This window comes from Sphingobacterium sp. HSC-15S19 (genome assembly GCF_050433745.1).
In the GTDB taxonomy this organism is placed as follows: domain Bacteria; phylum Bacteroidota; class Bacteroidia; order Sphingobacteriales; family Sphingobacteriaceae; genus Sphingobacterium; species Sphingobacterium siyangense.
This window is the reverse complement of record NZ_JBNPWQ010000037.1, coordinates 1-16,614: the sequence shown is the minus strand read 5'-3', so window position 1 is coordinate 16,614 and position 16,614 is coordinate 1. Positions and strand designations below refer to the sequence as shown.

General features: G+C 38.0%; 16 protein-coding genes and 2 tRNA genes. 11 read left to right on the top strand and 7 right to left on the bottom strand.

Features of this window, described 5'->3' with window-relative positions; genetic code table 11:
* Positions 1 to 21: 21 nt before the first annotated feature.
* On the bottom strand, positions 22 to 1,068 hold the full coding sequence (locus L1283_RS23325; protein WP_088162933.1) for a 3-oxoacyl-ACP synthase III family protein: 1,047 nt from the start codon (positions 1,066 to 1,068) through the stop codon (positions 22 to 24).
* 78 nt (positions 1,069 to 1,146) lie between these two features.
* On the opposite strand from L1283_RS23325, the gene L1283_RS23320 reads away from it, so the two are divergent.
* The 3 genes from L1283_RS23320 (at position 1,147) to L1283_RS23310 (ending at position 4,846) form a co-directional block, all read left to right on the top strand.
* Positions 1,147 to 1,428, top strand: coding sequence for an ATP-dependent Clp protease adaptor ClpS (locus L1283_RS23320; protein WP_046671971.1), 282 nt, complete (start codon positions 1,147 to 1,149; stop codon positions 1,426 to 1,428).
* A gap of 99 nt (positions 1,429 to 1,527) precedes the next feature.
* A complete protein-coding gene (locus L1283_RS23315; RefSeq protein ID WP_286848467.1) occupies positions 1,528 to 3,969 on the top strand; it encodes a TonB-dependent receptor domain-containing protein in 2,442 nt (813 codons plus the stop codon).
* Positions 3,970 to 4,036: 67 nt separating this feature from the next.
* Positions 4,037 to 4,846: a 3-keto-disaccharide hydrolase gene (locus L1283_RS23310; RefSeq protein ID WP_083663849.1), complete on the top strand. Its 810-nt coding sequence runs from the start codon at positions 4,037 to 4,039 to the stop codon at positions 4,844 to 4,846.
* A 32-nt stretch (positions 4,847 to 4,878) separates the two neighbouring features.
* On the opposite strand, the gene L1283_RS23305 is transcribed toward L1283_RS23310, so the two are convergent.
* Positions 4,879 to 5,583 carry a YjjG family noncanonical pyrimidine nucleotidase gene (locus L1283_RS23305; RefSeq protein ID WP_075994164.1) on the bottom strand — a complete coding sequence of 235 codons (705 nt, stop codon included), beginning with the start codon at positions 5,581 to 5,583 and terminating at the stop codon, positions 4,879 to 4,881.
* 211 nt (positions 5,584 to 5,794) lie between these two features.
* Here L1283_RS23305 and L1283_RS23300 point away from each other — a divergent pair, with 211 nt between their 5' ends.
* The 6 genes from L1283_RS23300 (at position 5,795) to L1283_RS23275 (ending at position 10,601) form a co-directional block, all read left to right on the top strand.
* Positions 5,795 to 6,670 carry a sensor histidine kinase gene (locus L1283_RS23300; protein WP_088162930.1) on the top strand — a complete coding sequence of 292 codons (876 nt, stop codon included), beginning with the start codon at positions 5,795 to 5,797 and terminating at the stop codon, positions 6,668 to 6,670.
* The gene (locus L1283_RS23295; RefSeq protein WP_429626487.1) at positions 6,660 to 7,367 is read left to right on the top strand and encodes a response regulator transcription factor; all 708 of its coding nucleotides are present in this window, start codon (positions 6,660 to 6,662) and stop codon (positions 7,365 to 7,367) included. The genes L1283_RS23300 and L1283_RS23295 overlap by 11 nt, the downstream gene beginning before the upstream one ends.
* A 10-nt stretch (positions 7,368 to 7,377) precedes the next feature.
* Positions 7,378 to 7,896 carry a hypothetical protein gene (locus L1283_RS23290; protein WP_231585185.1) on the top strand — a complete coding sequence of 173 codons (519 nt, stop codon included), beginning with the start codon at positions 7,378 to 7,380 and terminating at the stop codon, positions 7,894 to 7,896.
* Positions 7,896 to 8,933, top strand: a complete 1,038-nt coding sequence (gene hemE, locus L1283_RS23285; protein WP_088162929.1) for a uroporphyrinogen decarboxylase — start codon at positions 7,896 to 7,898, stop codon at positions 8,931 to 8,933. Before L1283_RS23290 ends, hemE begins: the two co-directional genes overlap by 1 nt.
* A 141-nt stretch (positions 8,934 to 9,074) precedes the next feature.
* Positions 9,075 to 9,644, top strand: a complete 570-nt coding sequence (locus L1283_RS23280; protein ID WP_312352403.1) for a CopD family protein — start codon at positions 9,075 to 9,077, stop codon at positions 9,642 to 9,644.
* A 75-nt stretch (positions 9,645 to 9,719) separates the two neighbouring features.
* A complete protein-coding gene (locus L1283_RS23275; RefSeq protein ID WP_145327955.1) occupies positions 9,720 to 10,601 on the top strand; it encodes a DUF4476 domain-containing protein in 882 nt (293 codons plus the stop codon).
* Positions 10,602 to 10,622: 21 nt separating this feature from the next.
* Here L1283_RS23275 and L1283_RS23270 read toward each other — a convergent pair whose 3' ends face one another.
* From L1283_RS23270 to L1283_RS23250, 5 genes are all read right to left on the bottom strand, one after another.
* Positions 10,623 to 12,056, bottom strand: coding sequence for an NAD-dependent succinate-semialdehyde dehydrogenase (locus tag L1283_RS23270; RefSeq protein WP_145327956.1), 1,434 nt, complete (start codon positions 12,054 to 12,056; stop codon positions 10,623 to 10,625).
* Positions 12,057 to 12,133: 77 nt separating this feature from the next.
* A complete protein-coding gene (locus tag L1283_RS23265; protein ID WP_075994159.1) occupies positions 12,134 to 12,529 on the bottom strand; it encodes a thiol-disulfide oxidoreductase DCC family protein in 396 nt (131 codons plus the stop codon).
* Between the two features lie 142 nt (positions 12,530 to 12,671).
* Positions 12,672 to 13,886 (bottom strand): bifunctional 3,4-dihydroxy-2-butanone-4-phosphate synthase/GTP cyclohydrolase II, encoded by a 1,215-nt coding sequence (locus L1283_RS23260; RefSeq protein WP_145327957.1) that lies wholly within the window; start codon positions 13,884 to 13,886, stop codon positions 12,672 to 12,674.
* A 71-nt stretch (positions 13,887 to 13,957) separates the two neighbouring features.
* Complete coding sequence (locus tag L1283_RS23255) at positions 13,958 to 15,442, bottom strand: LptF/LptG family permease (protein ID WP_145327958.1); 1,485 nt, start codon at positions 15,440 to 15,442, stop codon at positions 13,958 to 13,960.
* A gap of 102 nt (positions 15,443 to 15,544) precedes the next feature.
* The gene (locus L1283_RS23250) at positions 15,545 to 15,922 is read right to left on the bottom strand and encodes an START-like domain-containing protein (protein WP_046671984.1); all 378 of its coding nucleotides are present in this window, start codon (positions 15,920 to 15,922) and stop codon (positions 15,545 to 15,547) included.
* 65 nt (positions 15,923 to 15,987) lie between these two features.
* Here L1283_RS23250 and L1283_RS23245 point away from each other — a divergent pair.
* Both L1283_RS23245 and L1283_RS23240 read left to right on the top strand, forming a co-directional pair.
* Positions 15,988 to 16,061, top strand: a tRNA-Met gene (locus L1283_RS23245).
* Between the two features lie 293 nt (positions 16,062 to 16,354).
* Positions 16,355 to 16,431, top strand: a tRNA-Met gene (locus tag L1283_RS23240).
* Positions 16,432 to 16,614 lie beyond the last annotated feature (183 nt).

Here is a 16,614-nt window from a genome sequence, read left to right as displayed (position 1 = left end):
TTTTTCTATATACGCTATTATCTACCATCGAATTAAGGCTGAACCCCAGGTAAATCCTGCTCCAAAAGCTGCCAAACATACGAGATCACCGTCTTTAATCTTTCCTTCTTCCCAAGCCTCGCATAGTGCTATCGGTACAGAAGCCGCAGTGGTATTCCCATATTTCTGAATATTGTTGAATACCTGATCTTCCCTTAATCCAAGAGTTTTCTGTACAAATTGCGAAATGCGAAGATTGGCCTGGTGTGGAATCAATAAATCGATATCACTGGTTTTTAAATTATTTTTTGCCAGCGCTTCATGAATGACCTCAGGAAATTTGACAACAGCTTTTTTGAAGACGGCCTGGCCATCCATATTTGGAAACGCAGTTCCATCTTCGAGCATCTCTTTGGTCATTAATAATCCGCCCAATTCCTGATCCGGCCAATTGGGCATTTTATCTAACCAAATTCCACTGGAAGCTCCGGGGTAATACATCGCTAGCTTTTCGGCTTCGGCTCCATCTGAATGTAAGTGCGTGCTCAGGATTCCTTTGCCATTTTCGGTTGTAGGCTGCACAACTACTGCTCCGGCACCATCTCCGAAAATCACGGAAACGGCTCGTCCTCTCGTAGAAAAGTCAAGCGCAAAAGAGTGTTTCTCCGAACCAACCACTAGCACATTTTTGTACATCCCTGTTTTGACAAATTGATCGGCAATAGAAAGCGCATATATAAAACCAGAACATTGGTTTCTAATATCCAGTGCCCCGATCTCCTTCATCTTCATTTCCCGTTGCAGTAGAACGGCGCAGCCCGGGAAATAATAATCTGGCGATAAGGTGGCAAAGATGATGAAGTCGACATCTTCAGGTGTAATATGGGCTCGTTCGATGGCAATTTTAGCTGCTTCGACCCCCATAGTGGTGGTGGTTTCGCCTATTCGGTCTGCATATCTACGTTCTTTAATGCCAGTTCGTTCTTGAATCCATTCGTCACTGGTATCCATAAAGCGTGTTAGGTCATTATTGGTATATACGTTTTTTGGGACGTAATAGCCAATTCCTGCAATTTTTGACTGTAACATAATAAATTCCTCTAATTGATTGTATTCTTCCCTTTTATATTATCGTTAATTTAGAAAAAAATATTCTATTTTTGCAGCATGGGTACCCAAACTGCTGAAGAAACCTTTACGTTAGAAGAGATATTAGCCTCTGTGAAAGAGTCTAATCGCCTCATTTTGTGGAATGATGAAACCAATACGTTTGAACATGTGATTCATTGTCTCATCTATCATTTACAATATACCGAGAAGCAAGCTGAGAAGATTGCCTGGAAAGTACATACTGAGGGGAAATGTGCTGTACTGGAGGGTACTTATACGGAGATGGAGATCTATCGTAAAATTCTGAAAGCCGAGGGATTGACTGTTTCTGTGGAGTAATTTGCTATTCTTTTGTTACCGTAATAATATGGTTACGCTTCAATTTTGTCTGTAAGTTTTAGTTTTCTTTGCACTATAACTTATAAACTAAGCTGAAGCATGTTTTTTTACGCTAAATCGTTTAAATCTTTCTTATTTGTATTCTTTTTACCTGTTGTTCTTTTTGCTCAAACAGGTCAAATCAAAGCTATTTTAGTCGATAGCGAAACTTCTAAACCTATTTCATCGGCTAGTGTCGCGCTCTTGGACGCCTATAGTAACGTCTTTGTTAAGGGGGGACAGTCTGTATCCCAAGGATTCCTTTTGTTGTCTGATATTAAACCTGGTAAATATAATGTCCGTATTACTTATGTTGGCTACGAGACACAAACCATTGATAGTATAGAGGTCTTAGGAAGTAAAAGCAAGGACTTAGGTCGAATTGCTTTGAAATCTACAGGTAATATGTTGAACGAAGTTGTTATTGAAGGAAGAGCTCCTGCCATGCAAATTGGTATAGACCGTAAAACCTTCAATGTTGGCGAGAGTTTGGTCAGCGCGGGTGGAACAGCGACCGATGTGCTTGCGAATGTCCCCACTTTGCAAGTTGATCAGGATGGATCGGTCAGTTTGCGTGGATCAAGTAGTGTGAAGATTTTAATCGACGGACGGGAGTCTGCCTTAGCAGGAAATGATGTAACTTCTTTGCTTCAGAGTCTACCTGCCAATTCAATTGAAAAAGTTGAAGTCATCACAAATCCATCCTCTAAATATGATGCAGAGGGCCAAACTGGGATTATCAATATCGTTTTAAAGAAAAATATTCGAACAGGGCTGAACGGATCGATAAATACATCCGCTGGTTCTTATGATAATTATATGGCTGGTATAACATTGAATTATCGTGATCGGAAATTCAATTACTTCGGATCCTATAACTTCAATAAACGAAACATGTTGGGAAGTGGGAAAACGGACAACAGGTTTTTTGGGGATAGCACGCGTAATTATAGCGAATCCGAATCGTCAAGAAAGGGCAATAGCCATACGGTAAAAGCTGGGTTTGATTATAATATGACAGACCGTACTTCATTGAGTTTTTCGGGTAATTTAAGTATACGTGATAACAAGCGAATAGAAGACTTGAATTACGAGTTCTTTAAGCAATCGCAGATGACAGGAACGAGTGTTCGAAATTCAACACAATTTGAAGATGATCTTGGTTATGAATTAAACGCCGATTTTAGACATCAATTTAAGCGAGAAGGAGAGGAGTTGACGGGGAATGCAAGTTATGGGAGAGATAAGGAAGATGGTACAAATGATTTTTCTCAAAATTACACCGATGGGCGGAAGGCCACCTCACGGAAGAATGTTACGTCTGAGGATGGTAAGAATATCAATCTTCAATTGGATTATGTTTTACCTTTCTCCGAGGTAAGCAAATTCGAGGCAGGCTACAGGTCTCAAATCAGAAAGTCATTTGATACACAATTTTCCAGATCACTCGATTCTTTAGGTAATTATGTGCCGGATTATAGAATCAGCAACGATTTTGATTTTACGAGTACTGTCCATGCGATTTATGCGAATTATCAAAATAAATTAACAGATAAAATTGGCTATCAAATTGGACTCCGGGGAGAGCAATTTGAACTCAAGTCCACCTATTTCTCCAAGGATCCAGCTGCAGTGGAAACGGAATCCAATGCTAAACAGAAATTTTTCAGGTTATATCCAACACTGTTTTTAACCTACGATGTTGGTGAAAATGGGGATAAAGTTCAATTTAGCTACTCGCGCCGTGTTCAACGGGCTCGTGGTTGGCAAGTTAACCCATTTTTAAACGTATCCGATGATTTGAATTATCGTCAGGGAAATCCGAATCTGAAACCGGAAGATGTACACAGTTTGGAAATGAGCTTTGCCAAAACCTTTGGTAAAGTAAACCTCATATCTTCTGCCTATTTCAATCACGCAAGTGAGGTTATTCAGCCATTTGTTTACAAGATAGAGGATGGAAGAACATACAGTAGATGGGAGAATATGACCAGTCGTAATCTTTCGGGTTTTGAGTTTATTTCAAAAGTCAACGCAACGAAGGATTTTGACTTTACATTTAATCTCAATTTGATCCACATTCAGTATAATGCAAACCCGGACTACGATATTAAAGAACGAAAGGATTTCGCTTATAATGCTAATCTGACCGCTAATTATCGTTTTACACCAACGTTTTCTGCTCAAATGAGAGGCGAGTATAATTCTTCGCGTGTAATGGCTCAGGGGCAGATGAATGCCATGAAAGGTATGGATCTAGCCTTAAAAAAAGATGTGTTCAAGAAGAAAGCTTCAATTATGTTGAATGTGAGAGATGTATTTAATTCGCGAAAAATGAATGGTGTGACGGAGACTGCTCAACTTATATCAGATTTTGAGCACCGTTGGATGAAGAGGATGGTAACCTTATCACTTTCCTATCGGTTTGGTAGCCAAGATTTAAACAAATCAAAGAAAAAAGTGTCGAATACAAATGAAATGGGTGGCGGAGAGGAATATTAAAAAATATTCCTCTTTATACACTCAAATGCTTAAATTTAATTTTAAAACAAACCTAAAACTAAAAAGAATGAAGTTATTAAAAACAGTTCTTGCGGTATCGGTGATTGCTTTTTCAGCACATCTTAATACTGCCGTAGCGCAAGCAAAAAAAGAGGTTCCTGCTTACAAAATCTTAGATTTACCCCGTGTAGATATCAAGAAATTTAAAAAGAATAAAGCTGGGGCCTATGTTATTTTTGATGGTACTTCCATGGAAGGCTGGAGAGGATATGATAAGACAGTAGTGCCAAAAAGATGGGTAATTAATGAGGGAGCGATCAAATTTGATAGTCAAGCCAATGTTGGTAAAGAAGAAGGTGGTGACTTGGTCTTTGCTCATGATTTCAAGAATTTCGAATTGGAGATGGAATGGAAAGTTGCTAAAGGAGCAAATTCAGGTATCTTCTTTTTAGCGAAGGAAGTGGAAGGACAACCGATTTATATCTCGTCTCCAGAATGTCAGGTTTTGGACAATGAGAACCATCCTGATGCTAAAATGGGTGTAGATGGAAACCGTAAATCGACATCATTGTACGATATGATCCCTGCTAAGCCTCAGAATGGTAAACCGTATGGCGAGTGGAATAAAGTTAAGATCAGAGTAAACAATGGCAAGGTAGAGCATTTTCAAAATGGTGTAAAGGTTGTTGAATATACATTATGGGATAAGTCCTGGATTGATTTATTGCAAAAAAGTAAATTCAGTGAGGAAAAATGGCCTTTGGCTTTTGAATTGTTGAGCCATGTTGGTGGCGATAGCAAATCGGGGCTTATCGGTCTTCAGGATCATGGAAATGACGTCTGGTTTAAGAATATTACCGTTAAGGTTCTAAAATAGAAAAAGTAGCTTTAAGCTGCTTTTTCTATTTTCTATAGTATCGATTGTAATTCTTTCAAGTCGATAATCATATGTGATACATCGTCTGGTTTTTCAATAACATTTGGGTTAAAGAAAATGGCGTCCATGCCTACATTTACGGCTCCACGGATGTCGGCGTCAAGGTTATCTCCGATCATCAGTGATTGCTGGGCTTGCGCTTGAGCAGTCGTCATAGCAAACTCAAATATTCGGGGATCCGGTTTATTCACACCGATGACTTCTGAAATAAAAATATGTTTGAAGTATTTGTTTAGGTTGCTCTTTTCCAGTTTGGTCTCACAGGCCTCTTTAAAACCATTAGATATCAGGTGAAGATTGTATCTGTCACCCAAATAAGCCAAGGTTTCATGTGCATGGGGAAACAGGTTTGTTTTTTTTGGACAGATAGCGAGATACTCCAGTTCGAATTCTTCAGGAAACAACTCTGGATCCACACCGAGCTCGGTAAAGGTATCTGCAAAGCGAGCTTTCCTGAGTTCTGGTTTTGAAATCTTTCCGTGATGATAGAGTCCCCAAAGTCGATGATTGTTAACTGTATAAGTTTCTATAAAACGAGTGGATGACTCTTGATTAAACAAGTGATCAAACTTGTATTTAAAATATAGCTCGTGCAGACTTTCTTCGGCATTTTTATCAAAATCCCATATGGTATGATCTAGGTCGAAGAAAATGTCTTTTTTCTCGTGATTAAACATATGCAAAATTAAAACAAATTAACCTGAAATTCCAAGTCAGTTAGGTTATCTAGTGATGAAATTAAAAGTCACTTTTATCGATATCGGGTCTCCGATGGTTTATATGACTGTTTGGTGATTTTAGTCTTATTGCGAATCGGTTAATTTTCTTCTTTGTGTCATAATCCTTCGGATATTTCCGAATACATGGGTGAATACCTATTTTTGTCACATGAAGAAAGCGCTGTTACTCTTTTATTTTCTATTGTTCTATGCGGTTATGCAACTGATATGGTGGGGGGTGATGTTTATCCGTTTTGATCCGAGTAAAAAGAACATGATCATAGGAGAGGGAATATTCTTCTTGATTATTTTCTTGTGGGGTGCATGGCGGTTGAAGCGGCTGGTTGAGAGGGAGCAGAAACTGCTTCAACAACAGCAGAACTTTCTTTTGGCTATTACGCATGAACTTAAATCGCCATTGGCTTCCGTCAAATTGTATATTCAAACTATTTTGAGGCGTGATCTTGACAAAGAGCAACAACAAACGTTCTTGAGAAACTCGCTGAAGGATATCGAGCGTTTGGATGATCTGGTGGAAAATGTATTGATGACAACCAAGTTGGACAGCCGAAATTACAGTATGCCGAAGGAGGATTTTAATTTTACTGCTTTGGTAGAACAGGTTGTAGATAGGCTTCAGAAGAATTCCTGTAGTTCACAAGTTTTGAAACCTTATTTGGAAGCGGATATCATTATTCATGCAGATAAGTTTGCGATTAGTAATGTGGTTACTAATCTGATAGAAAATGCCATTAAGTATTCACCGGCATGTGCTATGGTGGATGTGAAATTATATACGGAGAATAATAAAATAATTTTTTCTGTTGCTGACCATGGTATCGGTATCAGTGATGAAGAGAAAAAACTTATCTTTAATAAGTTTTATCGCGTGGGAAGTGAGGCAACACGAAAAACCAAAGGCACAGGTTTGGGGTTATATATCGTGAAAACCGTATTGCAGAAGCACGACGCGACCATAAAAGTTAAAGATAACACTCCTAAAGGGAGTATTTTTGAAGTAACATTTGAAAGAAATGCAAAGTAAACAAAGAATATTACTTGTCGAAGATGAAGAACACTTGTTAGAAGCTATCAAGTTGAATCTCGAAATGGAAGGCTACCGTGTTACTACGGCTACTGATGGAAAAAAAGCACTAAAAGTCTTCAAGGAGGAACGTTTCAACTTGGTGGTTTTGGATGTGATGATTCCCGAAATTGATGGATTCCAAGTGGCTGAAACTATTCGACTGCAAAACACTGAGGTTCCTATCATGTTTTTAACTGCGAAAAATAGCAGTGAGGATCGAATTACGGGTCTTAAGAAAGGGGCGGATGATTATCTGATAAAACCTTTCAACTTAGAAGAATTGATTCTTCGTGTTGGAAATTTGGTGCGTCGTGGCATGAAACCAGACGATTTGAAAGAACTAAATTCTTATCAAATTGGTGATAAAACGATCTATTTTAATTCGTATGAGCTACATCATGCAGATGGCACGATCACTTCGTTGACAAAGAAGGAAACCATGCTGTTGAAACTGTTGATTGAACGACGGAATGAGGCCGTATCCCGGGAACAAATATTGGAGACCGTATGGAATTACGATGTTTACCCATCTACACGTACCATCGACAATTTTATCTTAACCTTCCGGAAATATTTCGAACCAGATCAAAAGCATCCGATTTATTTCCATTCTATCAGAGGTGTTGGTTATAAGTTTACCGACAATAACGCATAGGTAGAAAGAGATGATGACAATCAGGGCTAGAATAGCCGTTATTTTTATTGCTGCATTATTTTTGGGCTATGGCTTATACCAAGGGCATTATCAAACTGCTGTACTGATAGCAGGCGGAATAGGCTACTTGATTTGGAGTCATTTTAGAGAAGGGTCCGTTTTTTTGGCAACGCAGGCTTTTCATAGGCAAGATTATGAAAAGACAAAAAATTTGCTAGCTGAGATAAAGAATCCGGACGCACTTCGTAAAGGCAGACGTAATTTCTATGAATTTATGATGGGAAATATTGCGCTTAAAGAGGAACGTGTCGATGAGGCCGAATATCATTTTCAGCTAGCTTCACGTCTGCCTTGGAAAAAAGATAATGAAAAGGGTATGGTGATGATTAATCTGGCAAATATAGCGCTGCGAAAGTTGGATTATGAAAGAGCGAGAGCTTATACAGATGTTGCCAATAAGTTACATCTGACGGCTAGACAGAACAGCATTATTACAAAAATAGAAAACGAAATTTCAAAACATTTATAGTGAGTACTACTTTACAAAACGACTTATTGATTAAAGCTGCATTTTCGCAGCAAACGGAAAGACCTCCTGTGTGGATGATGCGTCAAGCTGGACGCTTTATGAAGGAATATTGGGATATCAAGAATAAATATTCCTTTTTGGAGATGTGCAAAACACCAGAAATTGCTGCGGATGTCACTATGCTTCCGGTAGATTTGTTAGGCATTGATGCAGCTATTTTATTTTCTGATATTTTAGTTACAGCTGAAGCCATGGGAGGGGATTTGTCCTTTGAACAAGGTGTAGGGCCTCGTTTTTCTAATCCTGTTCGTTCTGTAAAGGATGCTGAAGATTTGTCTACCAACTGTTTGGATAAATTACAGTATGTTGCTGATGCAATCAAGGTCATTCAACAACGTCTTGACAGCCGTATCCCTTTGATTGGTTTCGCGGGAGCACCATTTACAATTTTAAGTTATTTGGTTGAAGGTGGATCTTCAAAAGATTTTAAGTTAACGAAGTTGATGTTGAATAATCAGCCTGAGTTGGCACATATGATCCTTCAAAAGATCGCAGATGTAACGGTTGAATATCTTAACATGCAGATCGCAGCTGGAGTAAATGCAATTCAATTATTTGATAGCTGGGCCCTGGCTTTATCCTGGAATGATTACCGTGATTTTTCGCATTATTATAATAAGCAGATTATCGCTAAGTTGAACCGTAAGGATATTCCTGTCATTTCCTTTTGTAAAGGATCTTCTGTTTTTGCACCAATGATGGTCGAAGCGCAACCTGATGTTGTTTCTATCGATTGGAATGCAGATTTAAAAAATATTAAACAATCTCTGCCACAGGGTATTGCTGTTCAAGGAAATTTGGATCCATTTGTTTTGTATGCAGATAAACCTGTTATCAAGAAGAAGATTATCGAATTATTTGAGCGCATGAGAGGTGAAAATGGTTTTATCTTTAACTTGGGACATGGTATCATGCCAGATATTCCTTTTGATAATGTAAAATATGCCATTGAGGTTGTAAAGGAATTTAGCTATTAGTTTGCTATCTACTTCAAAAACAAAAACGACTTGCCTTTCGCAGGTCGTTTTTGTTTGCCCTATATTTAATCTATTTCGGTTGATATAGCACTTTTGTATATTGGATGTAAGATTTGCGCAATTGATGTTTGGACGTATTGAATGCTATTAACTTTTCTTATTTTTGTAACTATGGTCTATTTATATGCAAAAGCAGTTCATATTATCTTTGTGATTTGTTGGATGTCAGGTCTGTTTTATATGCCTCGACTCTTTATATATCATACAGAAGCTAAGGACAAGAGTCAAGAAGCGTTTGATGTTTTGCATAAAGAATTCAGTAAGATGGAAAAATTACTGTGGTGGGTTATTACTACTCCTGCGATGTACATCACTGTCTTTTCTGCACTAGTTATGTTATGCTATTCTCCTGGTTTATTATCCATGGGGTGGATGCATGTAAAACTGACATTCGTTCTGGGAATGATTATCTATCATTTTACCTGCCAGAAGATTATGTTCAAATTGAGTCGTCAAGAATCCAAATTAACTTCAACAAATCTCCGTTTGTTTAATGAAGTCGCAACAGTTTTATTATTCGCTATTGTTTTTACTGTTGTCTTAAAATCGGCACTGAACTGGATATTTGGCGTTTTGGGACTCTTAATTTTATCCATTGCTTTAATGATGGCCGTAAAACTTTATAAGAAGTACCGGAACAAGAAAGCATAACAAAATGTTAAATTCTTTGGTTTCTTAATCCTTTTTTATTCTGTGTAGTCGAAGGATTATAAATTGAATCGGATTATGTACAGGAAAATTTTGGTTATGGTCTCGTTGCTTATTGTCGCAACGGCTGGGTTTGCGCAGCGATACAGACCTTTTGGAGGGGCATTAAACATCTATTCTACAGATGTCCCATTTTTTCTTTATATCAACAACGTTTTGTATAATAATAGGGCTTCCACGGATATTAGGGTATCCAATTTGACGAGTCGTCGTTATGATTTGCGTATTGTATTTGCTGACAGACAGCAACGCACATTGAATGGCAGTGGTGTGCAACTTGTCAATAGAAATGGACAGTATATGAATGTGGTATTTTCTGTCAGTAGCAGAGGCGGAAATAGGGGGATTATCCTGGAATCCATGAATCCTGTAGATCGGTATAACAACGGTAATTATCGTGAGGATTTACCGTATAATAACCGGGATGGATATAGTAATGAACAAGGTAATGAGCGATACAGACAATCGGAAGATCGTGATGATTTGCCAAACAATAATCGTGGGGGATATAATAATGATCAATATAGGCAGTCAGAAGACGCTAAGGTTTATCGTAACGGTGTAGCGAATCAAGGAGGATATGCTGAAAATGAAGATAATGATCTGTCTGATGCCGGAGTAATGAATAAGACGAATTCCAATCGATTGAACGATCTATTAAATCAGAAGGAAAACGATCAGGATAGACTTGCTGTAGCTGCTCAGGAATTAAAAAGTATGCATCTAAGTGTTAGTGAAATTGTTGATTTAATGGAACTTTTTATACGAGATGATAATAAACTGGCCTTTGCCAAATATGCTTATCCAACCTGTGTGGATAAACAGAATTATGAGAAAGTAGGGGACGCCTTATCGTTCAGTTCAACAAGGGAAAAGCTAGTGGATTTTTTGAAAAAATAAAAGGAGCATTTTGCTCCTTTTTTATTCACCGCCAAAGCAGATATATTTTAATTCCATATATTCATCCAAACCGTATTTAGATCCTTCACGACCTACACCAGATTGTTTTACTCCACCAAAAGGAGCTGCTGCATTTGAAATAAGGCCTGTATTGATACCTACCATGCCAGCTTCTAGCTGTTCAGCAACACGAAAACAGCGATTTATATTTGTACTATAAAAATAGGAGGCTAGCCCAAATTCAGTCGTATTGGCCATTGCTATTCCTTCTTCTTCTGTCTTGAAACTGAAAAGGGCGCAAATTGGACCAAAAGTCTCCTCGCGGAATATAAGCGCTTCTTTCGGGACGTTGGTCAGCACAGTTGGCTGGAAAAATAGATCTTTGATGACCTTTCCTCCAGTAGCCAATTCGGCACCATGATTTAATGCGTCTTGTACATGATGCTGTACTTTTTCTAGCCCTTTTGCATTGATTAAAGGACCTACCTGGACGCCTTTGTCAAGTCCATTACCAACTTTCAATTTGCTGACAGCATGGCTAAGTTTCAATGAAAACTCATCATAGACATCTTCTTGTATTAGAAATCTATTGATGGAAACGCAAGTTTGCCCTGAGTTTCTAAATTTTCCGGCAAGCGCTCCTTCGACAGCAGCATCAATATCCGCATCGTTAAAAACCAAAAAGGGAGCATTACCACCGAGCTCCATAGATACTTTTTTAATGTTAGAGGCTGATTGTTCTATGAGTGTTTTTCCGACTTCGGTAGAGCCTGTGAAAGATAGTTTTCTTATCAGGTCGTTTGTAGCTAGTTCTTTGCCGATACCAACACTATCTTTTCCTGTAATTACGTTAAAAACACCCTTCGGAATCCCTGCATCTTCAGCCAGTTTAGCCAATGCTATAGCAGAAAATGGGGTTTGGGAGGCCGGTTTTAGCACAACGGTACAACCAGCCACCAAAGCTGGAGCAACCTTTCGGGTGATCATCGCTAAAGGAAAATTCCAGGGTGTAATTGCGGCTACGACACCTACACCTTGCCTAATCGTTATCATTCTACTTCCTTTTTTATGGGTAGGTATGGTTTCACCATAGGCTCTTTTTCCTTCTTCTGAAAACCATTCTACGAAAGAACTACCGTAGTCAACCTCTACCCTCGATTCGCTTAGCGGTTTGCCGCTTTCTAGGGTCATGATTTCCGCAAGATCGTCTTTATAGTGTTGAATAAGATCGTACCATTTGCGGACAATGTTGCAACGTTCCAGTACCGTTGTGTTTTTCCAGCTTTTCCATGCCTTGTCAGCATCAATTATGGCTTTAGTACAGTCAACTACTTTTAAATCTGGCAACGAAGCAATAACTTTTCCTGTTGCAGGATTTACCACATCAAATGTGTGTTTTGACTTGATAAATTTCCCATTGATATAGGCACTGTCAATTAAAAGTGTATTTTTCATCGATGTAAATTTAATTGTCACAAGTATAATTAGAAGATTTCTGAACTAAACTTCACTTCAATAAGATTACTGTTTGTTCAAATGAATCTTTCTCGCTCAGATTTTGAAGGTATCGTACAAAATTCATTCTTTCCAAACCATCGATAGCGGTTTTTAGCAAAATAATCATAAAGCGCATCTCTCCACGAAAGTGGTAAAATCTTTAGTAAATAACATGTAATGTAAGGGAAGCCCAATTGCTTACAAATCTTTAAAATAGCTTCACTTTTGAGATAGGTACCAGCTGGAGATAGGAAAACGATGGAATCAGTATTTTTGGGAATATTTGTTAGCGCCGTCCGGGCAAATTCAGACTGCAAGGAACTAAATAAGAATTTCTTTCTGCGATCGATCCTTAATAATAGTTGAACAAAGTGATTACAGATCAAGCAATCACCATCGAAAAAGATGATATATCTCCCTTGTTGTTCCATATTATAAAGTTACTTCTATTTATTGAAAGTACTGCCATAACAAGATCATAAATGGAAGCGATTTTATCATCATTGGGGTTTAATTCTCTATGTTAAAAAAGGCGGTGTTTCCAATAGAAACACCGCCTTTTTTACTTCCTTTTTATAGATTTTTCATGATTGTATGTCCCATACGATCTCTTTTAGTTTTTAAGTACTCTTCATTAAAGGGATTTGCCGTTATTTCAATAGGTACATTTTCTATGATTTCAAGACCATAACCTACTAGGCCAGCACGTTTTGTCGGATTATTTGACATAAGACGCATTTTTGTGACACCAAGGTTTCTAAGAATCTGGGCTCCTACACCGTAGTCTCTTAAATCTGCCTTGAACCCTAACTGTACATTGGCGTCTACCGTATCCAAACCATTTTCTTGTAATTTGTAAGCATGTAGCTTATTGATCAGTCCAATACCGCGACCTTCTTGATTCATATAGACAATAACACCTTTACCCTCTTGCTGGATCATTTCCATTGCTTTGTGCAATTGAGGGCCACAGTCACAACGGCAAGAACCAAAAATATCACCCGTAACACAAGAGCTGTGCACCCGTACTAAAATAGGTTCATCTTCATTCCACTCGCCTTTGTAAAGCGCTAAATGTTGTTCGCCAGTGTCTTTTTGTGTAAAGGCTTTCATTTTAAAATCACCATATTGCGTTGGCATATTAACAGTGACTTCTTCATTGATTAAAGAGTCGTGCTTAAGACGGTATTCAATTAGATCTTCAATACTAATGATCTTTAAATCAAATTTTTTAGCAACTTCCATTAGTTCCGGAAGTCTGGCCATTTCACCATCTTCTTTTAAAATCTCAACCAATACACCTGCTGGTTCAAATCCTGCTAATCGAGCGAGGTCAACTGTAGCTTCAGTGTGTCCTGTACGACGTAATACACCACCATCTTTCGCTATGAGCGGGAAAATATGTCCTGGTCTACCTAATTCTTCATAATGGATATTAGGATCGATCATTGCTTTAATTGTTTTCGAACGGTCCGATGCAGAAATACCGGTTGTACAACCATATCCCTGTAAGTCAATGGAAACTGTAAAGTTCGTTTCATATACCGCTGTATTCTGTCCCACCATTAAGTCAAGGTGTAATGCATCTGCTCTTTCTTTAGTAATTGGGGCACATACTAGTCCACGACCGTGAGTCGCCATAAAGTTGATGATTTCGGGAGTTGCATTGCGGGCAGCAGTGACAAAGTCTCCTTCATTTTCGCGATCTTCGTCATCCACGACGATTACTACTTTTCCTGCCTGTATATCAGCGATCGCTTCTTCGATCGTGTTTAATTTGAAATCCATTTATTGATATATTGTAATTGGTACAAAGTTAGTGTAGAATCTAAATTTATTTATAATAGCGTTGTCACAATCTAATGTGATTCTTTTAATTTATTCTTTTTTGCAAGCTTTTCCTTAATCCACTTCCAAGCGGCTTCTACTTTTAATTTATATTGATCAATATCAAATAAGGCAGAATCAGTTGTCGACTTGTACGTTAGAAAAGCGGCTAATGGTGTTAAGACAATAATGGCCATCCACATGCCTACGGCTGATGATATGGCACCATCTTTCGCTGTTTTTTCTGCTACTGTGGAGATAATGTGATAGATCAGAAAGAAAATGATGGCCATCACGACCGGAAGACCAAGTCCACCTTTTCTGATAATGGCTCCTAGTGGAGCTCCGATTGCAAATAGTAAAAGACAGGAGACAGCTAGGGTAAACTTGCGATGCCATTCAATCCGATAGCGTATATCTTTCGATTTGTAATCTTTAAACTCAAGTGTACGTCCATTCAGATCTTCCTTTAAATAATTCAATTGGTTTAATGCATTCATGGTGATCTGTGCCCGTTGTTCTTGGGGAACCAGATCGGTAAGCAAATTTTTAAAAGGTTTGATCTTAGTTTCTTTGACCTTTGGCTGTCCAGGTTGATTCGCACTAAAATATTTCGAATAGATATTATATCGGGTGTCTAATGTACGGACGATCGCTTTTCCCATACTGTCTATCTTAATATGGTTGGAATCGATGTACATGTCTAACTGTTTCAGGTTTAACATGGCGTGGTGGCTCTTGAAGAGATTTTCATCCGTTTTACCTTGTTGAAAACTTCCCATATCAAACTTTTGCTCTGTTTCCTTGAACTTAAATCGCGTAAATTGCTGACGTGGATCGTAGGTTTTGGAGTTTTTAGTCCGTGCTTCCTCATAGCGGATACCATCCTTAAGTTTTAGGATCATATAATTGTTGTCAGGAGAGTTATAGATATACCCTTCTTTCGCCATAAGTACATTATTGGCTGTGTTACCGCCACGATGATCATAAATCATCAAGTCATAGAGAATTGTTCCCGCTTTATTTTTTCCTTTAGCGCGGATCGAGTAACCTGGGATGGTGTTGTTAAAGATTCCGGGTTTGATGAGGAAATCTGCCTTTTTATTACGTACATCAGTAAGTAGCGTACCCATTTTTAGATTCACTACGGGGAGAATATAGTCGGAGAACAGAAAAGAACTTGTTGCGAAAATTGCAACGAGTATAAATAGTGGGGTCATCGCTTTACGTAAAGATACGCCCGCAGCTTTGATCGCAACTAATTCATAGCTTTCACCCAGATTTCCGAAAGTCATAATGGAGGAAAGGAGCATGGATAAAGGCATTGCCATTTGGATTTGAACAACGCATTGATATCCAATTAGCTCCATGATCGTATACCATTCAAATCCTTTTCCAATCAAATCATCAATGTACTTGAATAGGAAAAGCATCAATAAGACAAACATCACAATAAAGAATGTGACAATAAATGGTTTTATGAAAGCTTGAAGAATAAGTAAATGAACCTTTTTCATCCGTGACGCAAAGCAAATTGATGCCTTTACATTAAGGCATCTTCCAACTAAGGAGCTCCAGCTGGAGCTCTTAGTGGAAATATATTGCAAAGATAGGCTTTTTTATGCACCTATAACACTTTGAAGATAGACTATTGAATTTTTCCAAATTAACTTTCTATTTTCAAGGTCTTCTTCTTTAGCGTAATCTGTTATTTTAAGAGCAACATCATTTGTTAGCTCGTCTTGATCGATCTCCAGATCGAAATAATAGGGATCATCATCGAGCCATTTAAAGCGTACAGATTTATTTTCTCTCGATGCTACAATTTTTGCTCGGTGAGGTTCATCATCCCAAATGAAAGTATAAACGGTGTCTTTATAGTTTACATCATCTGCAAACCATTGTGCCAATTCGTTTGGTTCTTGCAAATACGGAAATAAAATTCTAGGTGAAGAGTTGATGATATATTCTAGTTGGAATTTTATTTTATCTGCCATAAAAATGTTTTTTTAAATTTTAGTTTGTTTAAATCAAAAATAAGCTATATTTGCATTCCCAAAATGGCGGGGTAGCTCAGATGGTTAGAGCGTTGGATTCATAACCCAAAGGTCGGCAGTTCGATTCTGCTCCCCGCTACAAATCTCTTCCAAAATTGCTTTTTACTGCATCAACTTATTATTTGTAATAATACATATTTATTTTGTTATTGCAAGTTTTTTTGTAAAAAGTTGCCCCTGTTTTTTGATAAACATGTTGTTTTTAGGACTATCAATTTTTTCAACTACTGTTTCTATTTTTTAATGATAAATTTATTGAGTTAAAAATGAGTTTGTTGCGTTTAATGCGAGTTTTAAATAGGTCAGAATTGGTAAAAAAATAAAAAAATCTTTTGAATTGACATACGAAGTGGTATATTTGCATACCGAAACGGCGGGGTAGCTCAGATGGTTAGAGCGTTGGATTCATAACCCAAAGGTCGGCAGTTCGATTCTGCTCCCCGCTACCAAAAGCATCAGTCTGTTAAGATTGATGCTTTTTTTATGATTGTATGTATTTCCTTTTTATCGCATTACCTTTTTTTACCGCCGACAAGAGGATCAAGCAGAATTCTTGGGGGAATACAAAAAATTTCCTAGTTTAGTTTGCTTAATACAGATATCCCTTGCAAGACGCCGAACGTAAATTACTA